This is a genomic window from Microbacterium sp. NPDC089189 (genome assembly GCF_040685095.1).
GTDB lineage: Bacteria > Actinomycetota > Actinomycetes > Actinomycetales > Microbacteriaceae > Microbacterium.
Window position 1 is genome coordinate 1 of the sequence record NZ_JBFBHG010000028.1, and the last position, 19,548, is coordinate 19,548.

Below are 19,548 nucleotides of genomic sequence, written 5' to 3' on the forward strand. Positions count from 1 at the left end.
CGCGCCACCCGGCATCCGCGACGAGCGAACGACGGGGACGTCGGCGGCGAGACCGGTCGCCGGGTCGGCGAGGGCGGCCACGGGGGCGTGCATGGCCTCATCCAGCCATGTCTCGGCGTCGGCGACGTACTCGGGGTGGGCGGTCAGGCGTTCGCGGAGCGTGTAGCCGGCCTGCGCCGTGAGGGCGGCGAGGTCGTCCACGTGCGGCCAGGGGCGCTCGGGGTTGACGTGGTCGGCGGTGAGCGGAGAGACTCCGCCCCAGTCGTCGATGCCCGCCCCCACGAGCAGCGCGAACTCGGCGGGGTCGGCGAGGTTCGGCGGCACCTGGATGCGCATGGCGGCGCCCATCACGATCCGCGCCGCCGCGACCACGGTCGCGTACTCGAGCATCTCGGCATCCGGGGCGTCCTGCATCGCGGTGCGCGGCTTCGCGCGGAAGTTCTGCACGATCACCTCTTGGATGTGGCCGTGCCGGGCCTGGGCGTCGCGCAGCGCGATCAGCGACTCCGCACGGTCGCGGTCGTTCTCGCCGATGCCGACCAGGATGCCGGTCGTGAACGGGATGCGGGCGGCCCCGGCATCCTCGATGACCTGCAGCCGCAGAGCCGGGTCCTTGTCGGGCGAGCCGAAGTGCGGCTGTCCCGGCGTCTCGTAGAGGGCCCGTGACGTGGTCTCGAGCATCATCCCCATCGACGGGGCGGTGGGGCGCAGCATCCGCAGCTCCTCGGCGTGCATGACGCCGGGGTTGAGGTGCGCGAGCATGCCGGTCTCTTCGGTGATGAGCCGGGCGATGTGGCCCACGTAGTCCAGCGTCGAGGCGAAACCGTGCTCGTCGAGCCAGGCCCGCGCCTCGGGCCAGCGGTCCTCGGGGCGGTCGCCGAGCGTGAGCAGCGCCTCCTTGCATCCGAGCGCCGCCCCCTGGCGGACGACGGCCAGCACCTGTTCGGGTGACATGAAGGCGGGCTTGCGCTTCTTGAGCAGCTGTCCGGGGGTGTCGACGAAGATGCAGTAGTGGCAGCGGTCGCGGCACAGCGTCGTGAGCGGCACGAACACCTTGCGGGAGTACGTGATGACGTGCGGTCTGCCGGCGCGGCGGAGTCCCTCGTCGCGCAGTGCAGCAGCGTCGGCGAAGAGCGCGCGGCGGTCGTCGCCGACCGCGGTGACGAGGGCGTGCGCGTCGTCGAGGGTGAGCTCGTCGCCTGCCCGCGCGCGCTCGAGCGCCGCCGTCACGGGGGAGACGGGAGGTGCCGCCGCCGCGGGTGCGGCGAGGACGCCGGGAGTGTTCGGACGCACCACGCCAGTCTTCCACCGTCATGCGTCGGTCGGGTCACGAGGGTGTGTGCGGCGTGCGTCGATCGTTGCGCGTCTGTGAGGAAATTCGCTGCCGCCGACGGCCGACCGCTGGCAGACTTGAGCCATGGTCACGCTCATGCTCGATTCGGGTCACCTCGAACTCGTGCTCTCGGGCGCCGAGAAGGCTCTCGCATTCCGCCGGCGGAATGTATCGATCGAGCGCTCGACGATCACCCGTGTGCAGCTCAGCGACGACCCGTGGACCTGGCTGCGCGGTGTCCGCGCCCCGGGCACCTACATCCCCGGGACGCTCGCCATCGGCACCTGGCAGTACGCCGGCGGCAAGGACTTCGCGCTGCTGCGCAAGAAGCGCCCCGGCGTCGTGATCGACCTCGACGGTCACGACGAGTTCCAGCGCCTGATCGTCGGCACCCGCCACGGCATGGCGCTCGTCACCGCGCTGCGCGTCGACGCGGGCGACGACCCCACCGACATCGTCGACCTCGCCTCCGCCTGACCCTTCGGGCGTGCCGCTCGGGGTCGGGTGTTCGGTTCCGGCCTGGTTCTGTTCCCTGTTCCCTGTGCCCTGTGCCCTGTGCCCTGTGCCCTGTGCCCTGTGCCCTGTGCCCTGTGCCCTGGTCCCTGTTCCACCCTGCACAACGGCGGATGTGGCGGGGTGGGATGCGGCGTGTCGGGCCGTTCGGGCGGGGTGTCGCGTCTGATCTCCGCCGTTGTGCAGCGCCGGCCGCATCCCGACGGCCTGCACTCGGCCTGCTGCCCGTGGGCACGACCGGTGTCGATCACGCCCCGGATCGGTGCTGCCGTGCTTCTGTTCCCTTTCCACCCTGCACAACGGCGGATGTGGCGGGGTGGGATGCGGCGTGTCGGGCCGTTCGGGCGGGGTGTCGCGTTTGATCTCCGCCGTTGTGCAGCGCCGGCCGCATCCCGACGGCCTGCACCCACCAGCACCCTCGTCGACCCGGGGCGCCGCCGAAGGGGTCAGGCGACGTCGCGGCGCCAGCTGGCGATGTACCCGATGAGCAGTAGGACGGCCGCGTACCCGAGCAGGATGAGGCCGCCGCCCCACCAGTCGATGCCGCCGGCGGCCGTCGACGTCGAGAGGGAGAAGATCGACGCACCGACGAGGGTGTCGCTCGCCGCACCGGGCAGGTAGCGCGCCACGTCGGTCAGCTGCTCGACGAACGCGCCGCCGAAGCGCAGCAGCGGTTCGACGAACTGGGTGAACGCCAGCACGATGACCACCGCCGCCACCTGGTTGCGCACCACGAGACCCACGCCCACGCCGATGAACACCCACAGCACGTAGGTCAGCACGATGCGCCCGAGCATCGCCCAGGTGTCGGATGTGTCGAGCCCGGTGTGCAGCCCGAATCCGGCGAGCACGCCGGCGCCGGGACCCACCGTGACGACGAGCGCGACGGCGGCGTAGAGCACACCCATCACGGCTCCGGCGAGGAGCTTCGCCCACAGCACCCGACCGCGCCGAGGCGTGGCCAGGAACGTGGGCGTCAGGGTCTTGTGCCGGAGCTCGCCGGTGACGAGCAGTGTGCCGATCAGCAGCGGGAAGACGTATCCCACGGCCGACGCGATGCTGTACAGCAGCGGCGCCACATCGCCCGTCAGTGCGGGGGCCTGTCCGCCGGGCAGCGCGCCGGTGTCGGCCAGCGCGACGACGAACGCGAAGCCGGTCGCCGTCATGCCCACGTACCCGGCCAGCACGATCGCCAGCACCCACCAGATCGACGTCGTGAACTGTTTGGTCAGCTCGGAGCGAGTCGCGTTCGCGAGGCTCATCGGTCGCCCCCTTCTTCGCGTGCATCGGCCGGCGGATGGGGTGCGTCATCGTCCTGCAGCGCCGCAGCCGCCTCCGCCGCCCCCTCGGGGGCGGGCTCACCGCTCGCGACCTCGACATCCGGCGCTTCGGTGAGCTCGGTCGCGGTGTCGGTGGCGATGTCGAACGCCGGGTCGGCGTCGGGGGTGAGCGGATCGGACTCGTCGGGGGCCTCGGGGATGGCGCCCGCGGACGCCTCCGCCGGCGCGGCGTCGGAGCTGTCGGCGGCCGCCGAGTCGCTCGATGCCGCGTCCCGCGGCGCCTGGCCGAGTGCGGCGCCGCCCACGGCGACGGCCGCGGCGACCACGGCCGCGTCGGCAGCGTCCGGGTGCGCGTCATCCACGGTGATCAGGGCCGTGGCGGGGGCGTCGTGCGCCACGTCGCCGGACGCCGCATCGGCGCCCGGAGCTGCATCCGCGACAGAAACCGCATCCGCGCCCGGAGCCGCATCCGCGGTAGAAGCCGCGTCCGCGCCCGGAGCCGCATCCGCACCGTCGGCCGGCGTCGCCGTGGGAGCGACCACGGGCGGGTGCACGCGGGTGCCGTCGACCAGGGCGAGGAAGATCTCTTCGAGCGCGGGCCCGCGCCGCTGCAGCCCCGACAGGGCGATGCCCGCGGCCGCCGCGATCGCGCCGACCTGCACCGGCTCGGCGCCGGGGACCGTGAGCCCGGAGCGCAACACCGTCGAGCCGAAGCCCGCCTGCGCGAGGGCGTCGATGAGCGCCGCACGGTCGGGGGCGTCGACGATCGTCGCGTACTCCTCGGGATCGGCGAGATCCTCGATGGCGCCTTCGAACACCAGGCGACCGTGGGCGAGGATGAGCAGACGATCGGCGGTCTGCTGGATCTCGGCGAGCAGGTGCGAGGAGACCAGCACGGTGCGTCCCTCGGCGGCGAAGGCGCCCAGCAGGGTCCGCATCCATTTGATGCCCTCGGGGTCGAGCCCGTTGGAGGGCTCGTCGAGCACGAGCACGCCCGGGTCGCCGAGCAGCGCCGTCGCCAGCCCCAGGCGCTGACGCATGCCCAGCGAGAAGCCGCCGACCTTGCGTCCCGCGACGTCGGCAAGACCGACGAGACCGAGCACGGCGTCGACGCGGGAGCGGTCGATGCCCGCCGCGCGGGCGTAGACCGAGAGGTGGTTGGCGGCGCTGCGGCCCGGGTGGAAGCTCGACGCCTCGAGCGCGGCACCCACGGTGCGCAGCGGATCCCGGAGCTCGGCATAGGGGACGCCGCCGATGCGCGCGTGCCCGGATGTGGGCGAGACGAGCCCCAGCAGGATGCGGAGCGAGGTGGTCTTGCCGGCGCCGTTCGGGCCGAGGAAGCCGGTCACCACGCCCGGTCGGATCGTCGTCGTCAGACCGTCGACCGCATCGACGCCGCCGAATCGTTTGCGGACGTCGGAGAACTCCAGTACCTGTCCGTCGGGCATGGGGGCAACCTCCGTCGTGGCAGAACGTCTCCCCATCTTGGCGGAAAACCGCGAGATATCCATGCGGGACGGGCCGCGGAGGCCCACGTCGGCTCACATCGGCGACGGGCGCGGCGGTAACGTGGCCGCATGAGTGACGCCCCGACCGCCGCCTCACCCGTCGTGATCTCGCGGGTGCGAAACGGGGTGGGGCACCTGACGCTCAACCGGCCTCGCGCCCTCAACGCCGTCGACATCGAGATGGTGCGGATCCTCTCGGCGGCCCTCGACGACTGGGAGCACGACTCCCAGGTCGACATGGTCGTGCTCGACGGCGCGGGCGACCGCGGACTCTGCGCGGGCGGCGATGTGCGGGCGCTCCACGCGCAGATCACCGGCGGCGGCGCGGCGGACGCCGCACAGTTCTTCCGCGCCGAGTACGCGCTCAACGCCCGGATCGCCGAGTACCCGAAGCCCGTCATCGTCTTCGCCGACGGCATCACCATGGGCGGCGGGGTGGGCCTCGCCTCGCACGCGCGGTTCCGCGTCGTGACCGAGCGGTCGCAGCTCGCCATGCCCGAGACGCGCATCGGATTCACCCCGGATGTCGGCGGCACCTGGCTGCTCGCCCGCGCTCCCGGGCGTATCGGCGAGTACCTCGCCCTCACCGGCGGCACGATGGATGCGGCCGACGCGGTGTACGCCGGCTTCGCCGATCATCTGGTGCCGGTCGCCCGGCTCGAGGCGTTCCGCGACGCCCTCGAGACGCGCGCCGACCCGCAGGGCCCCGCCGAGCTCGTGCTGATGTTCGACGAGACCCCCGAGACCTCGCGGCTCGAATCCGGCCGCGTCTGGATCGACGCCGCGTTCGCCGCCGACACGGTGGACGAGATCCTCGAGCGTCTGCGCGCACGCGCGGAACCGGATGCGGTCGCCACGGCCGATCTGCTCGACACGCTGTCGCCGACGGCTCTGACCGTCACGCTCGCCGCGGTGCGTTCGGCGCGGAAGCTCCCGACGCTGCGGGACGTGCTGGCGCAGGAGTACGCGCTCGTGCTCTGGTTCGCCGTGACGCAGCCCGACCTCGTCGAGGGCATCCGCGCGCAGCTCATCGACAAGGACAGGTCGCCGCGCTGGAGCCCGGCGACGCTCGCCGACCTCGATCCCGGCATCGCCGACGAGGCTCTCGCCTTCGTCCCGGCCCCACCGCTCTGGGACTGACGATGCTCCGGGGGGAGGGGGACACGGCACCGCGGCGCCGCCGCGCGTACTCGGTGGGCGTGGTGCTCGACTGGTTCTTCTTCGTCTTCGCCGGGGTCGCCGCCATCTGGCTGGCGTATCTGAGCTTCACCGAGACGTTCCGGGTCGGCTGGTGGGGCATCCCCCTGGCGATCGTGTTCTGGCTGCTGCTGGCATACCTCGTGCTGCCGCGGCTCCACCGCATCCTCACCACCGTCTACGTGCCCGACTACTTCATCGGGCGCACGCGCACGAGCGACGGTCTGCTCGGCGACCCGGTGAACCTCGCGCTCATGGGCGAGGGGGCGCAGATCGAGGCGGTCATGTCGGCCGCCGGATGGACGCGCGCCGACCCCGTCACCTTCGCCTCATCCGTGCGCATCGTGACCTCGACCCTGCGGCGGCAGAGCTACGACGAGGCGCCGGTGAGCCCCCTGTTCCTCTTCGGCCGTCAGCAGGACTTCGCCTACCAGCAGGAGGTCGACGGCAACCCGGCGCAACGGCATCACGTCAGGTTCTGGCGGTGCCCGGACGACTGGCTGCTGCCGGGTGGGCGACGCGTGGACTGGCTCGCGGCGGGCACCTTCGACACCGCGGTGGGGCTCTCGCTCTTCACGCTGCAGGTGACGCACCGGATCGACGCCGACACGGACATCGAACGCGATCACATCGTGGCCACGGTCACGGCGGCGAATCCCGCGGTCACGGTCGACGTCATCGCCGACTTCTCGGCCGGCTATCACGCGCGCAACGGCGGCGGCGACACCATCCGCACCGACGGCGACCTGCCCATCCTCGACATGCGGAAGGTGTCGCGATGACCGAAGAATCCGCGTCCCCGGCGCACGCGCGCAAGCGTGCCGCCTTCGAATCGCCCACGCGGCTCGCGCGACCCCTCGCGCTCGACCCGACCATGGCACGCCCGGCGGCGACGGTCGCCGGGGCGACGCTCGTGCTGCTGCGCGTCCTGTCGGGCGTGCTGTGGCTGTTCGCGCTCACCTACGACTGGGGACGGGCATCGGCCACGCTCGTCATCGACGAGGCCGGGCTCACCGCCGACGAGAGCACCGCGGTGCTCGTGGCCATCTGGATCGGGATGGGGCTGGTGCTGCTCGTCGAGGCGGTGCTGGCCGTCCTGATCCTGCGCGGCAAGAACCTGCCGCGGGTGATCGTCATGTTCCTGTCGGTCGCCTCGATCTCGACGGTGTTCTTCGCGTGGTGGGTGCAGGGGCAGGACATCCGCATCGACACCACGCTCGTGACCCTGGCGCTCGACATCCTCGTCCTCCTCGCGCTGTCGAGCCGCAGCGCCGCCGCCTACGCGCGTCGCAACGAGCGCCGCTGACGCGCCCGGCCTTCTCCCGGCGGCGGCGGGATAACCTGGACGCTGCCGCGCTGAGCGTGAAGGAGGCGGCGTGTTCGACAGTCCCCTCTCAGCCTCGGCCTACGAGGTGCTCGGTGTGTCTCCCGAGGCCGACGACGACGCGTTGCGCCGGGCCTTCCGCATCCGCCTCCGCGAGACGCACCCCGACACCGGCGGCGACGCCGGCCGCTTCGTGCAGGTGCAGCGGGCGTGGGAACTCGTGGGGACGCCCGAGGCGCGCGCCGCCTACGACCGGGGGCGGGGTTCCGCTTCGATCGACACCGACCCGTCGCCCGCCGCGTGGAGCGCGGCGTCGCGGCCGCGCGGCGACACCCGGCCGCGGGCGCGATCGTCGGGGCAGCCCGGCGGATGGCGCCGCGAACGGTATCTGACCCTCATCCGAGAGTGGGCGGGCCGGGGCGCCGATCTTCCCGACCCCTACGACCCGCAGCTCGTGCGCACCGCGCCGCGCGAGATCCGGCGGCTGCTGGCCGACGCGCTCGCCGAGGAGGCGACCGCACGCTCGGTCGCCGAGCTCGGCATGGGCTACAGCGTCTGGCATGACGTGGCCGCGTCCGGGCGCGGCGGAGGACCCGACGACAAGCTCGATCACATCGTGCTCGGTCCGAGCGGGCTCTACGGCGTGCTGTCGGAGGACTTCGGCGGTCCCGTCGGGTTCCGTCGCGGTGAGATCACCGGTCCCGCCGTCCCGGGGGCGCCCATCAGCGACCTGCTCTCGCGCATGCGGATCGTGGCGCGCGCGGGCGGGGTGCGCTTCAGCGGGGCGATCGTCGTCCTGCCCGACGACGACCTGGCGCAGCAGATCACCGAGCTCGGCAAGGTGCGCGGCACCCCGGTCGTGGTCGTCGGCCGCTCGGCGCTCGCCACGGTGCTGCGCCGCGGCATCCCCGGGGCGCGCGACATCGGCGGCAACGAGGTCTTCGATGTGCGCACCCGACTCGATCAGAGCGTGCGGTTCGTCTGACGCGGCGCCCGCATCCGTCGCGCCCCCGCGCGGGGAGCGACGGGGTCAGGGAGCGATGAACTCGATCACCGCGTCGGGATCGTCCGGTGAACCGACCGTGATCTGCAGGACGGTGCCCGCGTCGACGTTCCGCCAATCGATGATCCCGGGCAGGGTCACGCCGGGATCGACGACGTTCTCACTCCAGCAGTGCGTCGCGGTGCATCCGGAGGTGCCTCTCGGCTGCACGGCGAAGCGGATCAAACCACCCGCTCCGACCTGCAGTCGCGTCTGCAGTCGGATCGTGACGGGCACCGAGCTGCTGTTCGTCACCGTGAAGGACGAGCTGAGCTCGTTCCCCGATCGGGTGATCGGACCGGGAGCACCCGTGATCGACGGTGCCTGGTAGGCCGCGGTCACCGACAGCACGGTCGGCGGTGTCCACCCCGACAGGGTCGAGCCCACGGAGTACTCCACTGTGGCGCCGCTGCCGGGAGCACAGCGGTCGGTGCCGACGGGCGCCCACCCCGGCGCGCACCCGCCGCCGCGCGGCACTGTCAGATCGTCGGTGAACGACACGCGGCCGTCCGCGACCGAGACGCTGGGGGTGATCGTGTTCCAGGAGCCGACGTTCCGGGCCACCGAGTACGCACGGGCTGCGCCGGGATCGTCCCACGAGACGTGGGCGACGCCATCGGCGGTGTAGACGGCGGTACCGCCCGTGAGCGGCGCGACCACGGCCGTGCCGACGCTCCCGGCGGCGATCTGATCGGTCGCGTCGGTGAACGAGGCGCCCACGGCCGACGGCGCCGTCGGGACGAGAGCCAGGGCCAGCAGGGCGGGGCCGAGAGCGAGCAGCAGACGGGGGCGTTTCATGGCGTCGGGACCTCGTGGGTGTCGGGGAGGGGAGCGGGGGCGGCGAGCCGACGAGCGAAGGGCGTCGCCACCAGCACGGTCAACAGCAGGACGAGCGCGATCCGGCCCTCGAGGCTCGTCGCCGCGACCACGGCGAGGGCGGCCGGCCCACCGAGGTGACGGGTGACCGTGCCGGCGAGCTCACCCACCTCGACCCAGCCGGGGTCGGTGACCTCGTTGGCGTCGCCGCGCAGGCGCAGCCTGTCATCGTCGATCTGGACCACGCGGTGCGCGTAGCGCTCGCCGTCCTGCTCGACGACGACCACGGTTCCCACGTCGGGGACGCCGTCGATCGGTGCCACCGCGACGACATCGCCGACCTGATACGTCGGCGCCATCGAGCCGCCGTCCACGACGAGCAGCCGCACGCCGAGCGCTGCGGGCGCGAACGGAAGCACGAGCGCGAGCATCACGACGGCGACCGCGAAGCCGTAGGCGAGCCGCTTCACCGCTGCTCCGCGGTGAGCACGAGGCGCGTGGGCGAGGTGAGGCCCTGCAGCTCGTTGCCCGCATCCGTCGCGAGGGCGACGTGCACCGACACCGTCCGCGCCGCGCCGGGCGCCAGCTCGAACGAGGTCGTCGGCTCCGCTCCCGCGAACCCGGTGACCGTGATGCCGGGGCGCGCCCCGGAGAGGAGCTCGGGAGAGAGGTGGATGCGGATGGCCGCAGGGGTGGGGTTGCGCACGGTCGCCGTCAGCACTGCGACCTCGGACCCCGGCACCAGGGTGGCCGCCGATGCGGGCGGCACGGCCACGTCGTCGATGCGCATCAGCGTGCATCCGGCGCCGTAGTCGACCGAGCCGGCGGCGGCCGCGGGCGTGGCCGGCACGAGGACGGCTGCCGCGACGCCGAGAGCGGCTAGCACCGCGAGGGCCGCGGGGGCGCCGCGACGGGTGCGTGCTGCCCGCAGCATGAGCAGTCCGAACGCGAGGCCTCCGGCGCCGATGGCGGCGATGATCCAGATCAGGCCGCCGTCGGCGCCGGTCGCGGGGAGCGTGTCGATCATCGCCACGCAGGAGTCGGGGACCATGTCCGCCGCCTTTCGATGCGGGTGGGGGATGCGGTAGCCCGCATCCCCCGGGGAGCTCACTCGGCGCTGACCCAGGTGGGCGTCGTCGTGCCGGTGAAGTTGCGGGCCTGGATGGCGTCGAAGCCGATCGAGAAGCCCGCCTCCGTGTCCTGCAGTTCGTTGCCCGCGGTCGTCGGCAACGACACGATCACCGACACCTCCGTCGTGGCTCCGGCCGCGAGCGCGATGCCCTCGTACTGGCCGAACTCCCACTCCCACAGCGAGTGCGTGGTGGTGGTGGCGGGGTCGCCGTTCACGACGACCGTGACCTGCAGCTGCTCGCGCAGGTCGGTCGAACCGGTGGCGACGAAGGGGCCGACGGCGTAGTAGATGTCCTCGGTGCCGGTGTTCGACACGGCGATCGTCGTGACGGCCTCGTCGCCCGGCAGGAGGTCGGTGACGGCGATGGGCGGGGTGTCGACCGCGAGGCCGGCGGAGATCTCGACGGTGGCCGTGGCGACGGACTGGCCCGTCACGGTGGCCTGCGAGGTGAACCAGGCGTTGGTCAGCGCGATCCCGCCGAAGGTGAGCGCGCCGGTGGCGACGATCGCGGCGCCGGCCAGCACGAGGCGGTCGCGGCGGCGGGTGGTCGGGGAAGGGGTCTGCGAAGCGGGCATGGCGAGAGGACTCCTGTGGTTGTGGGTGAGCCGGCCATACCTGACGCGGCGAGTGCGCCCGACGCTATCGACGCGCATGCCTCGCGTCGCCGGTTCTCGGCCGGAACTGGTAGTCGATACCAGGGGCCGTGTCGAAGGACTGGTAATCGGTTGGGACCCCGGCGCGATCACGTGCAGGATGTAGGCGTGGTCGCGGGCCGGGGGTGCCTCCGCTTCCGCTCGTCGACGGTGCCCCGGAGTGCGGGGAGATGTGCCGTTCTACGACGACTGGCGCCGAGTACCGACGGCGGGGCTGACGCCGGCGGCGCGTGCCGCCTGGGTCCGCGAGGACTGGCCGGCGGTCGCCTCCGAGCTCGTCGCGGCGGCCGTGGCCGGCGCCGATGCGGGCCTGCTCGCCGCCGCGGTGGAGACGGACGCCCGCACGCTCGAGGTGTCGTTCCTCGCCCCCTTCGCCGACGCCATCGAGTCGTTGCCGGACAGCGCCGTGAAGGATGCGGCGCTGGCGTTCCTGACCGTGCGTGCCGCGCGCGGAGACCGCGGGGCCCTGCCGGCCCAGGCCGCGATCGTCGCTCTCGTCGACGCCGAGCCCCGGCTGGCCGCATCCGTCGCCGTGGGGGTCGGGATGATCCTGCTCGATCGGGCGCGCTGGAGCGAGTGCGGGTGGTTCGTCGGGGCCGCGCGCGAGGCCATCGAGCGGATGCGGGCGGCCGGCCGCGACGCCGACTCGGTCGAGCCGCTCTGGTTCTCCACCATGGCGTTGGCGGTGCTCGTGGAGTGGAACACCTACGCCGGCGATGCGGCGTTCCGCGAGCTCGGCGCGGCGCTCGCCGTTCCGCGCGCACGCAATCTGCTGCGCGGCCACCACGCGGCGGCTCTCGTGGCCATCGCGCAGGTGCACGCCGGACGCGGGGATTTCGGTGCGGCCGCGGTCAGCGTGTCACGGGCGGTGCCGCTGCTGGACGGCGCCCCGCTGCCGCAGGCGAGCGCCCTGGCGCTGCTCGTGTTCGTCAAGTACCGCCAGGGGCACTGGGCAGAGGCGCGGCGCAGTGCCGAGCGGCTCGCCGCGCGCGCGTCCGACGACGACGATCCGTGGATGCGGTCGGTCACCGCATCCGTCGCCGTCCTGGCGCCGGCGACGACGGGCGACTTCGCGCTCGCGGCGCAGCTGCTGCACGACGCCGAGCTGGCCCTGGAGGTGTCGCCGACCATGGTCGCGGCCCCGCTGCTGCTGCACGCACGGCTCACGCTGGTGATCGCGGGAAACGACTGGTCCGCGATGCTGCGACTGCTCGACGCGGCGCGCGAGCCGGGATACCGGCTTCCCTACACGGAACACGAGATGCGCGCGCTGCAGGGCATGGCGCTGCGCAACGCCGGCCAGCTCGATCGGTACCGCGCGCTCGTCGAGGAGTGGGAGCGCCTGCCCGGTGCGACCGAGCATCCCTACTACTGGGCGCATCGCGCGCTGCTCGCCCAGCTGGATCGTGACGGCGCGCGCGCCCTCGAGGCCGCCCGGACGACGTCGCGGCTGGTCAGTGAGAAGGACGACCCGCTCGGGCGCACCTGGGCGCGCATCGTGGTCGGCACGATCGTCTCGCACTACGGCGACGCCACCGAGGGGATCCAGTCGTACGAGGCCGCGCGCGCCGAGCTCGCCGAGATCAGGGCCGATGGATTCGTGCGCCTGTGCACGCGCATCATCCACGACACCGCCGCCGCGCTCGCTCGCGCCACCGGCGACACCCTGGCGGCCCTGACGACGCAGCAGCGCCGCGTGGCCGAGCTCGTGGCCGAGGGGTACACGAGCGCGGAGGTCGGGCAGATCCTCTACCTGTCGAAGAAGACCATCGACTTCCACGTCGCGAACATCCTGTCGCGACTGGGCCTGGCGTCGCGGCGCGAACTGAAACGGCGGCTCAGCCCCGGGCCGGATTCCGCACGCGGGTAGCGTGGTCGCATGGATCCGATCGTCGCCACGTTCGTCGTGCTGGCGCTCGCAGTCCTGGGATTCCTGTCCGGCCGCATCCCGCTGGAAGTCGTGGCGATCGGTGTGGCGCTCGCGCTGTGGGCGACGGGCGTCCTGTCGCTCCCCGCGGCGCTCGCCGGCTTCGGCGACCCGACGGTCCTGTTCATCGCCAGCCTCTTCGTGGTGGCGAGCGCGCTCGAACGCAGCGGCATCACCCGCTGGTTGGGCGGCCTCGTCCTCGAGCGGGCGGGCCACCGGCGGGTGCCGGTGCTCGTCGCGGTCGGCCTCATCGCCGCGGTGATGACGGCGTTCCTCAGCATCAACGGCGCCGTCGCGGCGCTTGTCCCCGTCGTGGCGGTCATCGCGGGGCGCGCCCGCCTCCCCGCATCCCAGACCATGATCCCGCTCGCGTTCATCGCATCGGCGGCGTCGTTGCTGACCCTCACCGGAACCCCGGTGAACGTGGTGATCTCGGAGCTGGCCGAGGCCGAGACGGGACGCGGGTTCGGATTCGCCGAGTTCGCGCTGGTCGGCCTGCCGCTGCTGGTCGTGACGGTCGCCGTCGTCGCGGTGCTCGGGGGACGGCTTCTGCCAGGGCGCCCCGATCTGGCGGCACCGCAGGAGTACTCGCGGCGAGAGACCGACACGCTCTCGCTCGTCCCGGAGTCGGTGCGCACGGGGGCGATCCGCACCGTCGCGACGGGCACGCGTCGCGGTGCGCGGCGCACGTTGGTCATCACCGCGATCATGATCCTGCTGCTGGCGACGGGGCTCCTGCCGCCGGCCGTCGCGGGGCTCCTCGCCGCGGGGGCGCTCGTGCTCACCCGGGTGGTGACCCTGCCCGATCTCTATCGCGACATCTCGTGGACGACGCTCGTGCTGATCGCCGGCATGATCCCGCTCTCGGCCGCGTTCCTGCAGACCGGTGCAGCCGAGGTCGTCGCCGACGGCGTGCTCAGCGTGGTCGGATCGGCCGATCCGCACCTGGCGCTGCTCGCCGTCTGCACGGTCACGGTGCTGCTCGGCCAGTTCATCTCCAACGTCGCCACCGTGCTGATCGTCGCGCCGGTCGCGACGGCGCTCGCCGCCAATCTCGACGTCAGCCCGCTCCCGTTCCTCATGGGGCTCGCCGTGGCGGGCGCGGCGGCGTTCCTGACGCCCGTGGCGACGCCCGCGAACCTGATGGTCATGGCGCCCGGCGGTTACCGCTTCGGCGACTACTGGCGGCTCGGGCTGCCGCTCGCGATCCTCTTCCTCGCGGCGGCGGTGCTGTATGTGCCGCTCATCTGGCCCTTCTGACGCGCGCGTTTCGCGGCGCCGGCTTCGCGCGCGAGGGGAGGAGATACGGCGAGCGGAGGACCCGTGCCCCCGCATCCGTCCTCCGCTCGCCGGATCCCCTCCGCTCGTGAGGCTCCGGGCGCACGGGCGTGCGCACTCGCTCACGCGCGGGTGGGCGGGCGTGGCAGGGTGGGACGGTGATCACCGATGCCGCGCGCGCGTTCCTGTCCGAGTACCACCTGGCGACCCTGTCGACGCTGGGCCGGGGCGACCGCATCCACTCGGTCCCGGTCGGCATCACCTACCGCGACGGCATCGTGCGGGTGATCGGCTCGCGCGGCTCGCAGAAGTTCCTCAACGTCCAGCGCACCGGACGCGCCAGCGTCAACACGGTCGACGGCGGGCGGTGGATCAGCTTCGAGGGGCCGGCCCGCATCCTCGAGGATGCCGACGAGGTCGCGCTGGCCGTCGAGCTGTATGCGGCGCGGTACCGGGCGCCCCGACCCAACCCCGAGCGTGTGGTGCTCGAGATCACCGTCGAACGGGTGCTCGGCTCGCCCGACTTCCGCGCCTGAGCCCGGGCAGGGTCCCGCTCAGGCGAGGCCGAAGAGCTGCAGGGGATGCGTGAGGCGCCAGAACGGGCTCGGGCCCTCGACGTCGGAGCCCAGCACCAGATCGACCGTGGCCTCGCCCTTCGGGCCGGTGGCGACGAGGCTTCCGACCGTCGACCCCGCCTGATCGGCGTCCCCCAGCGAGAAGGTGGATGAGACGGATGCGGATGCCGCGTTCCACAGGATCACGGCGGCGTCGGAGCCGGTGAGGATCTGCACGGGCTCGCCCCAGGCGGTGTCGACCGTGCCGGCGACGGTGCCCTGGGGCACGGCGACGGTCGGCTGCAGCTCCTGCTCGACCTGCTGGAAGAGGGCGCGCGTGGCCGCATCCCGGGTGTCGCGATCGGGCTGGCCGAGGGCTGCGGCGTAGACGCGCACGGTCGTGTCGCCGACCGTGACGTCCTTGGCGGCGAGCAGGTTGTAGGCGTCCAGCGTCCCGGTCTTGATGCCGACGACCCCGGGGTCGGCGAGCAGCGGGTTGCTGTTCTCGACCAGGCCCGCGCCGGGCAGCTCGACGGCGGGCGTGCGCACGATCTCGGCGATGACGGGGTCGGCCAGCGCCCGCTGCGCGAGGGTCAGTAGCGCCTCGGGCGTCGCCGCGTTGCCCGCGTCGATCCCGCTCGGATCGGCGATCGTGATGCCGGGCACGCCGTGCAGCTCGAGCCAGTCGTTCGCGGCGCGGGCGAACACGGCGTCCGTCGGCCAGATGGTGCTCGCCAGGCGGTCGGCGTAGTTGTTGGCCGAGCCGATGAGCAGCCCCTGCAGCATCTGCAGCTGCGTGAGCGATCCGCCCACGGGCACGTCCAGAGCGGACTCCCCGGCGTCGCGATAGCGCCAGTAGGCGCTGCGGTCGGCGGAGGTGAAGCGGAACTCGCGTCCCTGCTCGCCGACGGCCAGCGGCATCTCGTCGAGGATGACGAGCGCGGTGACGACCTTCGTGATGCTGGCGATCGAGAGCGGATCGGCCGCCGAGGCGATGGGCGTCGAGATGCCGTCGACCGACACGGCGGCGCTGCCCGCGGCGGGCCACGCGCCGGTCGCGGGGGCGGCGGCGACCGGCTGCACGGCCAGCGCCGACACCTGGGGGGCGACGGCGTGGAGCGGCCACAGCAGCGTCGTCCCGCAGTACGCGGCGATGACCGTGAGGATCAGGGCGATCGGCACCAGCACGCCCGGACGCCACGGCGTTCGGCGGGGTGCGCGGGCCAGCAGATCGGGGGCGACCGGCACGAACGACGGCGCCCCGGCGGCTTCCAGCTGCAGGGGCGGACGCGTGCCGCGGGCGACGACCGCCTCATCCACCCAGGCCAGCGCCGGAGCTTCGGGAGGGAGCAGGACCGCGACGGATGCGGCCGGCGCAGCCGCCGCGCTCGCCGGGGCAGCGCTATCCGGGTCGATGCCGGCCGCGGCGACGCGCGCGGGCACGGAGTCGGAGTCGCGCGCGGGCAGGTCGAGGTCGATCTGCAGGTCGCCCGAGGGCAGCACCGCGTCGGTCGCTCCCGTGTCGGCGAGGCCCGTGCCCGTGCCGAGGGGCCGGTCGGAGGCGGTTTCTCCCGGGGTGCGCGCACGCAGCGAACGCCTCGTCGGCGGCGGTGTCCCCTGCACAGTCACCCGCCTACGGTAGCGCGAGTGTCGGACTATACTCGGCACGTCAACCACGGGAGTCCGGTGAGCCGGGCTGAGAGGAAGCGAATCCACGCTTCGACCGTCGAACCTGATCCGGATCATGCCGGCGCAGGAAGGAGCACTCGATGCACACGTCTACGTCCACATCCACGTCCGCCCCTCAGGGCACGTCGTCGCCGATCGGTCGCCTGCGGTGGCGGGTCGTCGACATCGTCGTCGCCAGCGTCATCGGCGTCGCCAGCGGTCTGATCTTCCTGCTGTGGAACATCGGCTACCTGGGCCCGAAGGCCCTGCTCGACCCGCTGCTGCCCGGGCTCCAGGGGCTCCTTGACGGACCGTGGCTCTTCGCCGGCGTCCTCGGCGCGCTCATCATCCGCAAGCCCGGCGCTGCGATCTACACCGAGACGCTCGCGGCGGTCGTGTCGGCCCTCGTCGGCAACCAGTGGGGCGGTTTCCTCACGCTCGAGGCCGGTTTCGTGCAGGGGCTGGGCGCCGAGATCGTGCTGCTGATCTTCCTCTACAAGCGCTTCACCCTGCCGGTGGCGGCGCTCGCGGGCGCGGGCGCGGCGCTGGCCGGCGGCATCAACAACCTCGTGCTGTGGTTCGCCGGGGCCGATGCGCTCTTCACGACGATCTACCTGCTGAGCACGGTCGTCTCCGGCGCGGTGATCGCCGGCATCCTCTCGTGGTTCCTCGCCCGGGGGATCGCCGCGACAGGGGCGCTGGACCGCTTCGCGATCGGACGCCAGGCCCGCGGGCGCGTCTGACCCGGTGAGCAGCACGCAACCCGTCTCGATCGAGGCCGAGGGATGGGGGTGGCGTCACGCCTCCCGGCACGCCTGGGCGGTCCCCGAGGCCACCTTCCGCATCGAACCGGGCGAGCGCGTGCTGCTTCTCGGGGCCTCCGGGGCCGGTAAGTCGACGCTGCTGCACGCCATGGCGGGCGTGCTGGGCGGTGACGACGACGGAGAATCCCGCGGCCGGCTGCGCATCGACGGTGCCGAGGCGGCCTCGATGCGCGGCCGGGTGGGGCTGGTCCTGCAGGACCCGGACGCGCAGGTGATCCTCGCCCGCGTGGGCGACGACGTCGCCTTCGGCTGCGAGAACCTCGGCGTCCCCCGGGCGGAGATCTGGGACCGCGTGCGGGCGGCGCTCGCCGCGGTCGACCTGCGTGTCCCGCTCGACCGCCCCACCAAGGCGCTGTCGGGCGGGCAGAAGCAGCGGCTGGCGCTCGCCGGGGTCATGGCAATGCGCCCCGGGCTGCTGCTGCTCGACGAGCCCACCGCGAACCTCGATCCCGAGGGCGTCGTGGAGGTGCGGGATGCGGTACGCCGTGTCCTCGACGACACCGGCGCGACGTTCGTCGTGGTCGAGCACCGCATCGAGGTGTGGCTCGATGTCGTCACCCGCGTGATCGTTCTGGGGGAGGACGGCGTCGTGGCCGATGGCCCGCCCGAGGCCGTCTTCGCCGCGCGGGGTGAGGAGCTCGCCGCGGGCGGCGCCTGGGTGCCGGGATATCCGCCGCCGCATCCCTCGCCTCCCGGCGTCGGTCCCGGTTCGGCGCTGCTCGCCGCCGAAGAGCTCGCCGTCGGGCGGGTGCGCGGCACCGCGGTGGCCACCGGCCTCGCGCTCGAGATCGCGGCGGGCACGGCCACCGCGATCGTGGGCCCCAATGGCGCCGGCAAATCCACCCTCGGGCTCACGCTTGCGGGACTCCTCCCGCCCGTTTCGGGCCGCGTGCGCGCGCACGACCTGCTCGCCGACGGTGCGGGGGCACTGCCGATCGACTGGCGTTCCCGCGAGCTGCTGACGCGCATCGGCATGGTGTTCCAAGAACCCGAGCACCAGTTGCTCTCGAGCACCGTCCGCGGCGAACTCGAGGTCGGGCCGCGTGCGCTGGGCCTGTCGGATGCCGAGACGTCGTCCCGCGTCGACGAGCTGCTGGAGCGCCTGCGGCTGGGCCGCCTCGCGCAGGCGAACCCCTACACGCTGTCGGGCGGCGAGAAGCGGCGTCTCACGGTGGCCGCCGCCCTCGTGACCCGGCCGCGTGTGCTCGTGCTCGACGAACCGACGTTCGGCCAGGACGCCCGCACGTGGGCGGAGCTGGTGGCGATGCTCGCGGGCCTGCGCGACGACGGCGCTGCGCTGGTCGCCATCACGCACGACCTCGACGTGGTGCGCGCGCTCCACGCCCGCACGTTCGCGCTGCCGGGAGCCGCATGAGCCTGCTCGACGCGCGCGGACGAGACGGCTGGTTCGCGCGGGTCAACCCCGTCGCCAAACTCGGTGCCGCCGCCCTCATCGCGATCCCGCTCGTCCTCACGCTGGATGTGGTCTCCGCTCTCACCGCGCTCGTCCTCGAGCTGCTGCTGATCCCGTTCCTCGGCGTCGGCTGGCGGGAGTTCTGGGTGCGCACCTGGCCCGTCTGGCTGGCGGCGCCGCTGACGGCGCTGACGATCGCCCTCTACGGGCAGGTCGGCGGCGAGGTGTACCTCGACTGGTTCGTCGTCCGGGTGAGCGAGGGGTCGCTCGCGCTCGCCGCGGCTACCTTCTTCCGCGTGCTGGCCATCGCGCTGCCGTCGGTCATCATGTTCATCACCGTCGATCCCACCGATCTCGCCGACGGCCTCGGGCAAACCCTGCGGCTGCCGTCGCGGTTCGTCATGGGGGCGCTCGCGGGGCTGCGGATGGTGGGGCTCTTCCTCGACGACTGGCGCGCGCTCGAGCTCGCACGGCGTGCGCGGGGCGTGGCCGATCGCGGCCGCATCCGTCGATTCGTGGGGATGGCCTTCGCGCTGCTCGTGCTGTCGATCCGCCGCGGCGCGACACTCGCCACGGCGATGGAGGCACGGGGATTCGGGGGCCAGGGCGTGCGCACCTGGGCGCGCCCGTCGCGGTTCGGCGGGCGCGAGTGGCTCGTCGCCGCCGCCGGCGCCGCCATCTCGACGGCCGGTGTCACCGTCGCCGTGCTGACCGGCGCATGGAACCTCATCCTCGGCCCCCGCTGACCCCCGCTCCGCCCGCGCCCGCGCCCCCGCCCGCGCCCGCCTCCCGCCCCGCTCGCTCCGCCCTCCCACCCCCGCCGAGCGCACATCCCGTCATCGAGCGCATACCGTCCCGGATGTGCGTTGGGCGACAGGATGTGCGCTCGGCAGATCGCGCACGCGTCCAGCGCGTCCGCGCGGGTATCGGCCCGCGCTGACGGCCGCGCTGACGCGTGCGCTGACGGCCCCGGCCCACCCCCCCGCACGCCCCACCCCTGCCGAGCGCACATCCGGTCGTCGAGCGCATATCTTCCCGGATGTGCGTTGGGCGACAGGATGTGCGCTCGGCAGATGGGGCACGTG

Annotated in this window: 19 protein-coding genes and 1 riboswitch; of the genes, 11 read left to right on the plus strand and 8 right to left on the minus strand. The window is 73.1% G+C overall.

Annotation, left to right across the window (positions count from 1 at the left end; genetic code table 11):
• Window positions 1-1,293: 7,8-didemethyl-8-hydroxy-5-deazariboflavin synthase CofG (gene cofG, locus AB0N73_RS14095; protein WP_363564541.1), on the minus strand; the 1,293-nt coding region annotated here is incomplete at its 3' end.
• 124 nt (window positions 1,294-1,417) lie between these two features.
• Here cofG and AB0N73_RS14100 point away from each other — a divergent pair.
• Window positions 1,418-1,810 carry a hypothetical protein gene (locus AB0N73_RS14100; protein WP_363564543.1) on the plus strand — a complete coding sequence of 131 codons (393 nt, stop codon included), beginning with the start codon at window positions 1,418-1,420 and terminating at the stop codon, window positions 1,808-1,810.
• Between the two features lie 482 nt (window positions 1,811-2,292).
• Here the strand turns inward: AB0N73_RS14100 and AB0N73_RS14105 are convergent, their stop codons facing one another.
• Both AB0N73_RS14105 and AB0N73_RS14110 read right to left on the minus strand, forming a co-directional pair.
• Window positions 2,293-3,108 carry an ABC transporter permease subunit gene (locus AB0N73_RS14105; RefSeq protein WP_363564545.1) on the minus strand — a complete coding sequence of 272 codons (816 nt, stop codon included), beginning with the start codon at window positions 3,106-3,108 and terminating at the stop codon, window positions 2,293-2,295.
• The gene (locus AB0N73_RS14110) at window positions 3,105-4,574 is read right to left on the minus strand and encodes an ATP-binding cassette domain-containing protein (protein ID WP_363564547.1); all 1,470 of its coding nucleotides are present in this window, start codon (window positions 4,572-4,574) and stop codon (window positions 3,105-3,107) included. The genes AB0N73_RS14105 and AB0N73_RS14110 overlap by 4 nt, the downstream gene beginning before the upstream one ends.
• Window positions 4,575-4,703: 129 nt before the next feature.
• Between AB0N73_RS14110 and AB0N73_RS14115 the strand changes: the two genes are divergently transcribed.
• The 4 genes from AB0N73_RS14115 to AB0N73_RS14130 all read left to right on the plus strand — a co-directional run bounded on the left by AB0N73_RS14115 (window position 4,704) and on the right by AB0N73_RS14130 (window position 8,140).
• Complete coding sequence (locus tag AB0N73_RS14115) at window positions 4,704-5,774, plus strand: enoyl-CoA hydratase/isomerase family protein (protein WP_363564549.1); 1,071 nt, start codon at window positions 4,704-4,706, stop codon at window positions 5,772-5,774.
• Window positions 5,775-5,776: 2 nt separating this feature from the next.
• The gene (locus tag AB0N73_RS14120) at window positions 5,777-6,613 is read left to right on the plus strand and encodes an LssY C-terminal domain-containing protein (protein WP_363564551.1); all 837 of its coding nucleotides are present in this window, start codon (window positions 5,777-5,779) and stop codon (window positions 6,611-6,613) included.
• Window positions 6,610-7,137: a hypothetical protein gene (locus AB0N73_RS14125; protein WP_363564553.1), complete on the plus strand. Its 528-nt coding sequence runs from the start codon at window positions 6,610-6,612 to the stop codon at window positions 7,135-7,137. Before AB0N73_RS14120 ends, AB0N73_RS14125 begins: the two co-directional genes overlap by 4 nt.
• A 70-nt stretch (window positions 7,138-7,207) precedes the next feature.
• Window positions 7,208-8,140, plus strand: coding sequence for a J domain-containing protein (locus AB0N73_RS14130; protein WP_363564555.1), 933 nt, complete (start codon window positions 7,208-7,210; stop codon window positions 8,138-8,140).
• 45 nt (window positions 8,141-8,185) lie between these two features.
• On the opposite strand, the gene AB0N73_RS14135 is transcribed toward AB0N73_RS14130, so the two are convergent.
• From AB0N73_RS14135 to AB0N73_RS14150, 4 genes are read right to left on the minus strand one after another with little or no spacing between them, the layout of a single operon-like run.
• Window positions 8,186-8,995: a hypothetical protein gene (locus AB0N73_RS14135; protein ID WP_363564557.1), complete on the minus strand. Its 810-nt coding sequence runs from the start codon at window positions 8,993-8,995 to the stop codon at window positions 8,186-8,188.
• Entirely contained in the window at window positions 8,992-9,483 is a 492-nt protein-coding gene (locus AB0N73_RS14140; RefSeq protein WP_363564559.1) for a S24 family peptidase, read from the minus strand. The genes AB0N73_RS14135 and AB0N73_RS14140 overlap by 4 nt, the downstream gene beginning before the upstream one ends.
• Window positions 9,480-10,064: a hypothetical protein gene (locus AB0N73_RS14145; RefSeq protein ID WP_363564561.1), complete on the minus strand. Its 585-nt coding sequence runs from the start codon at window positions 10,062-10,064 to the stop codon at window positions 9,480-9,482. Before AB0N73_RS14145 ends, AB0N73_RS14140 begins: the two co-directional genes overlap by 4 nt.
• Before the next feature lie 56 nt (window positions 10,065-10,120).
• Window positions 10,121-10,720: a hypothetical protein gene (locus AB0N73_RS14150; RefSeq protein ID WP_363564563.1), complete on the minus strand. Its 600-nt coding sequence runs from the start codon at window positions 10,718-10,720 to the stop codon at window positions 10,121-10,123.
• A 238-nt stretch (window positions 10,721-10,958) separates the two neighbouring features.
• On the opposite strand from AB0N73_RS14150, the gene AB0N73_RS14155 reads away from it, so the two are divergent.
• The 3 genes from AB0N73_RS14155 to AB0N73_RS14165 all read left to right on the plus strand — a co-directional run bounded on the left by AB0N73_RS14155 (window position 10,959) and on the right by AB0N73_RS14165 (window position 14,539).
• Window positions 10,959-12,668 (plus strand): LuxR C-terminal-related transcriptional regulator, encoded by a 1,710-nt coding sequence (locus AB0N73_RS14155; RefSeq protein ID WP_363564565.1) that lies wholly within the window; start codon window positions 10,959-10,961, stop codon window positions 12,666-12,668.
• 9 nt (window positions 12,669-12,677) lie between these two features.
• Window positions 12,678-13,985, plus strand: a complete 1,308-nt coding sequence (locus AB0N73_RS14160) for an SLC13 family permease (protein ID WP_363564567.1) — start codon at window positions 12,678-12,680, stop codon at window positions 13,983-13,985.
• Between the two features lie 176 nt (window positions 13,986-14,161).
• Complete coding sequence (locus tag AB0N73_RS14165; RefSeq protein WP_363564569.1) at window positions 14,162-14,539, plus strand: PPOX class F420-dependent oxidoreductase; 378 nt, start codon at window positions 14,162-14,164, stop codon at window positions 14,537-14,539.
• A gap of 18 nt (window positions 14,540-14,557) precedes the next feature.
• Here the strand turns inward: AB0N73_RS14165 and AB0N73_RS14170 are convergent, their stop codons facing one another.
• Complete coding sequence (locus AB0N73_RS14170; RefSeq protein ID WP_363564571.1) at window positions 14,558-16,186, minus strand: D-alanyl-D-alanine carboxypeptidase; 1,629 nt, start codon at window positions 16,184-16,186, stop codon at window positions 14,558-14,560.
• 36 nt (window positions 16,187-16,222) lie between these two features.
• A riboswitch (TPP riboswitch) is annotated at window positions 16,223-16,333 on the plus strand.
• On the opposite strand from AB0N73_RS14170, the gene AB0N73_RS14175 reads away from it, so the two are divergent.
• The 3 genes from AB0N73_RS14175 (at window position 16,327) to AB0N73_RS14185 (ending at window position 19,209) form a co-directional block, all read left to right on the plus strand.
• Window positions 16,327-16,968, plus strand: coding sequence for an ECF transporter S component (locus AB0N73_RS14175; protein ID WP_363564573.1), 642 nt, complete (start codon window positions 16,327-16,329; stop codon window positions 16,966-16,968). Its footprint overlaps the riboswitch before it by 7 nt.
• Window positions 16,969-16,972: 4 nt before the next feature.
• Window positions 16,973-18,424, plus strand: a complete 1,452-nt coding sequence (locus AB0N73_RS14180; protein ID WP_363564575.1) for an ATP-binding cassette domain-containing protein — start codon at window positions 16,973-16,975, stop codon at window positions 18,422-18,424.
• Entirely contained in the window at window positions 18,421-19,209 is a 789-nt protein-coding gene (locus AB0N73_RS14185) for an energy-coupling factor transporter transmembrane component T (RefSeq protein WP_363564577.1), read from the plus strand. Before AB0N73_RS14180 ends, AB0N73_RS14185 begins: the two co-directional genes overlap by 4 nt.
• Window positions 19,210-19,548: the final 339 nt, after the last annotated feature.

Bases quoted from the DNA above. Each gene is read 5' to 3' on its own strand.
- AB0N73_RS14100 (WP_363564543.1), top strand. From the start codon at position 1,418: ATGGTCACGCTCATGCTCGATTCGGGTCACCTCGAACTCGTGCTCTCG.
- AB0N73_RS14105 (WP_363564545.1), bottom strand. From the start codon at position 3,108: ATGAGCCTCGCGAACGCGACTCGCTCCGAGCTGACCAAACAGTTCACG.
- AB0N73_RS14110 (WP_363564547.1), bottom strand. From the start codon at position 4,574: ATGCCCGACGGACAGGTACTGGAGTTCTCCGACGTCCGCAAACGATTC.
- AB0N73_RS14115 (WP_363564549.1), top strand. From the start codon at position 4,704: ATGAGTGACGCCCCGACCGCCGCCTCACCCGTCGTGATCTCGCGGGTG.
- AB0N73_RS14120 (WP_363564551.1), top strand. From the start codon at position 5,777: ATGCTCCGGGGGGAGGGGGACACGGCACCGCGGCGCCGCCGCGCGTAC.
- AB0N73_RS14125 (WP_363564553.1), top strand. From the start codon at position 6,610: ATGACCGAAGAATCCGCGTCCCCGGCGCACGCGCGCAAGCGTGCCGCC.
- AB0N73_RS14135 (WP_363564557.1), bottom strand. From the start codon at position 8,995: ATGAAACGCCCCCGTCTGCTGCTCGCTCTCGGCCCCGCCCTGCTGGCC.
- AB0N73_RS14145 (WP_363564561.1), bottom strand. From the start codon at position 10,064: ATGGTCCCCGACTCCTGCGTGGCGATGATCGACACGCTCCCCGCGACC.
- AB0N73_RS14150 (WP_363564563.1), bottom strand. From the start codon at position 10,720: ATGCCCGCTTCGCAGACCCCTTCCCCGACCACCCGCCGCCGCGACCGC.
- AB0N73_RS14160 (WP_363564567.1), top strand. From the start codon at position 12,678: ATGGATCCGATCGTCGCCACGTTCGTCGTGCTGGCGCTCGCAGTCCTG.
- AB0N73_RS14175 (WP_363564573.1), top strand. From the start codon at position 16,327: ATGCACACGTCTACGTCCACATCCACGTCCGCCCCTCAGGGCACGTCG.
- AB0N73_RS14185 (WP_363564577.1), top strand. From the start codon at position 18,421: ATGAGCCTGCTCGACGCGCGCGGACGAGACGGCTGGTTCGCGCGGGTC.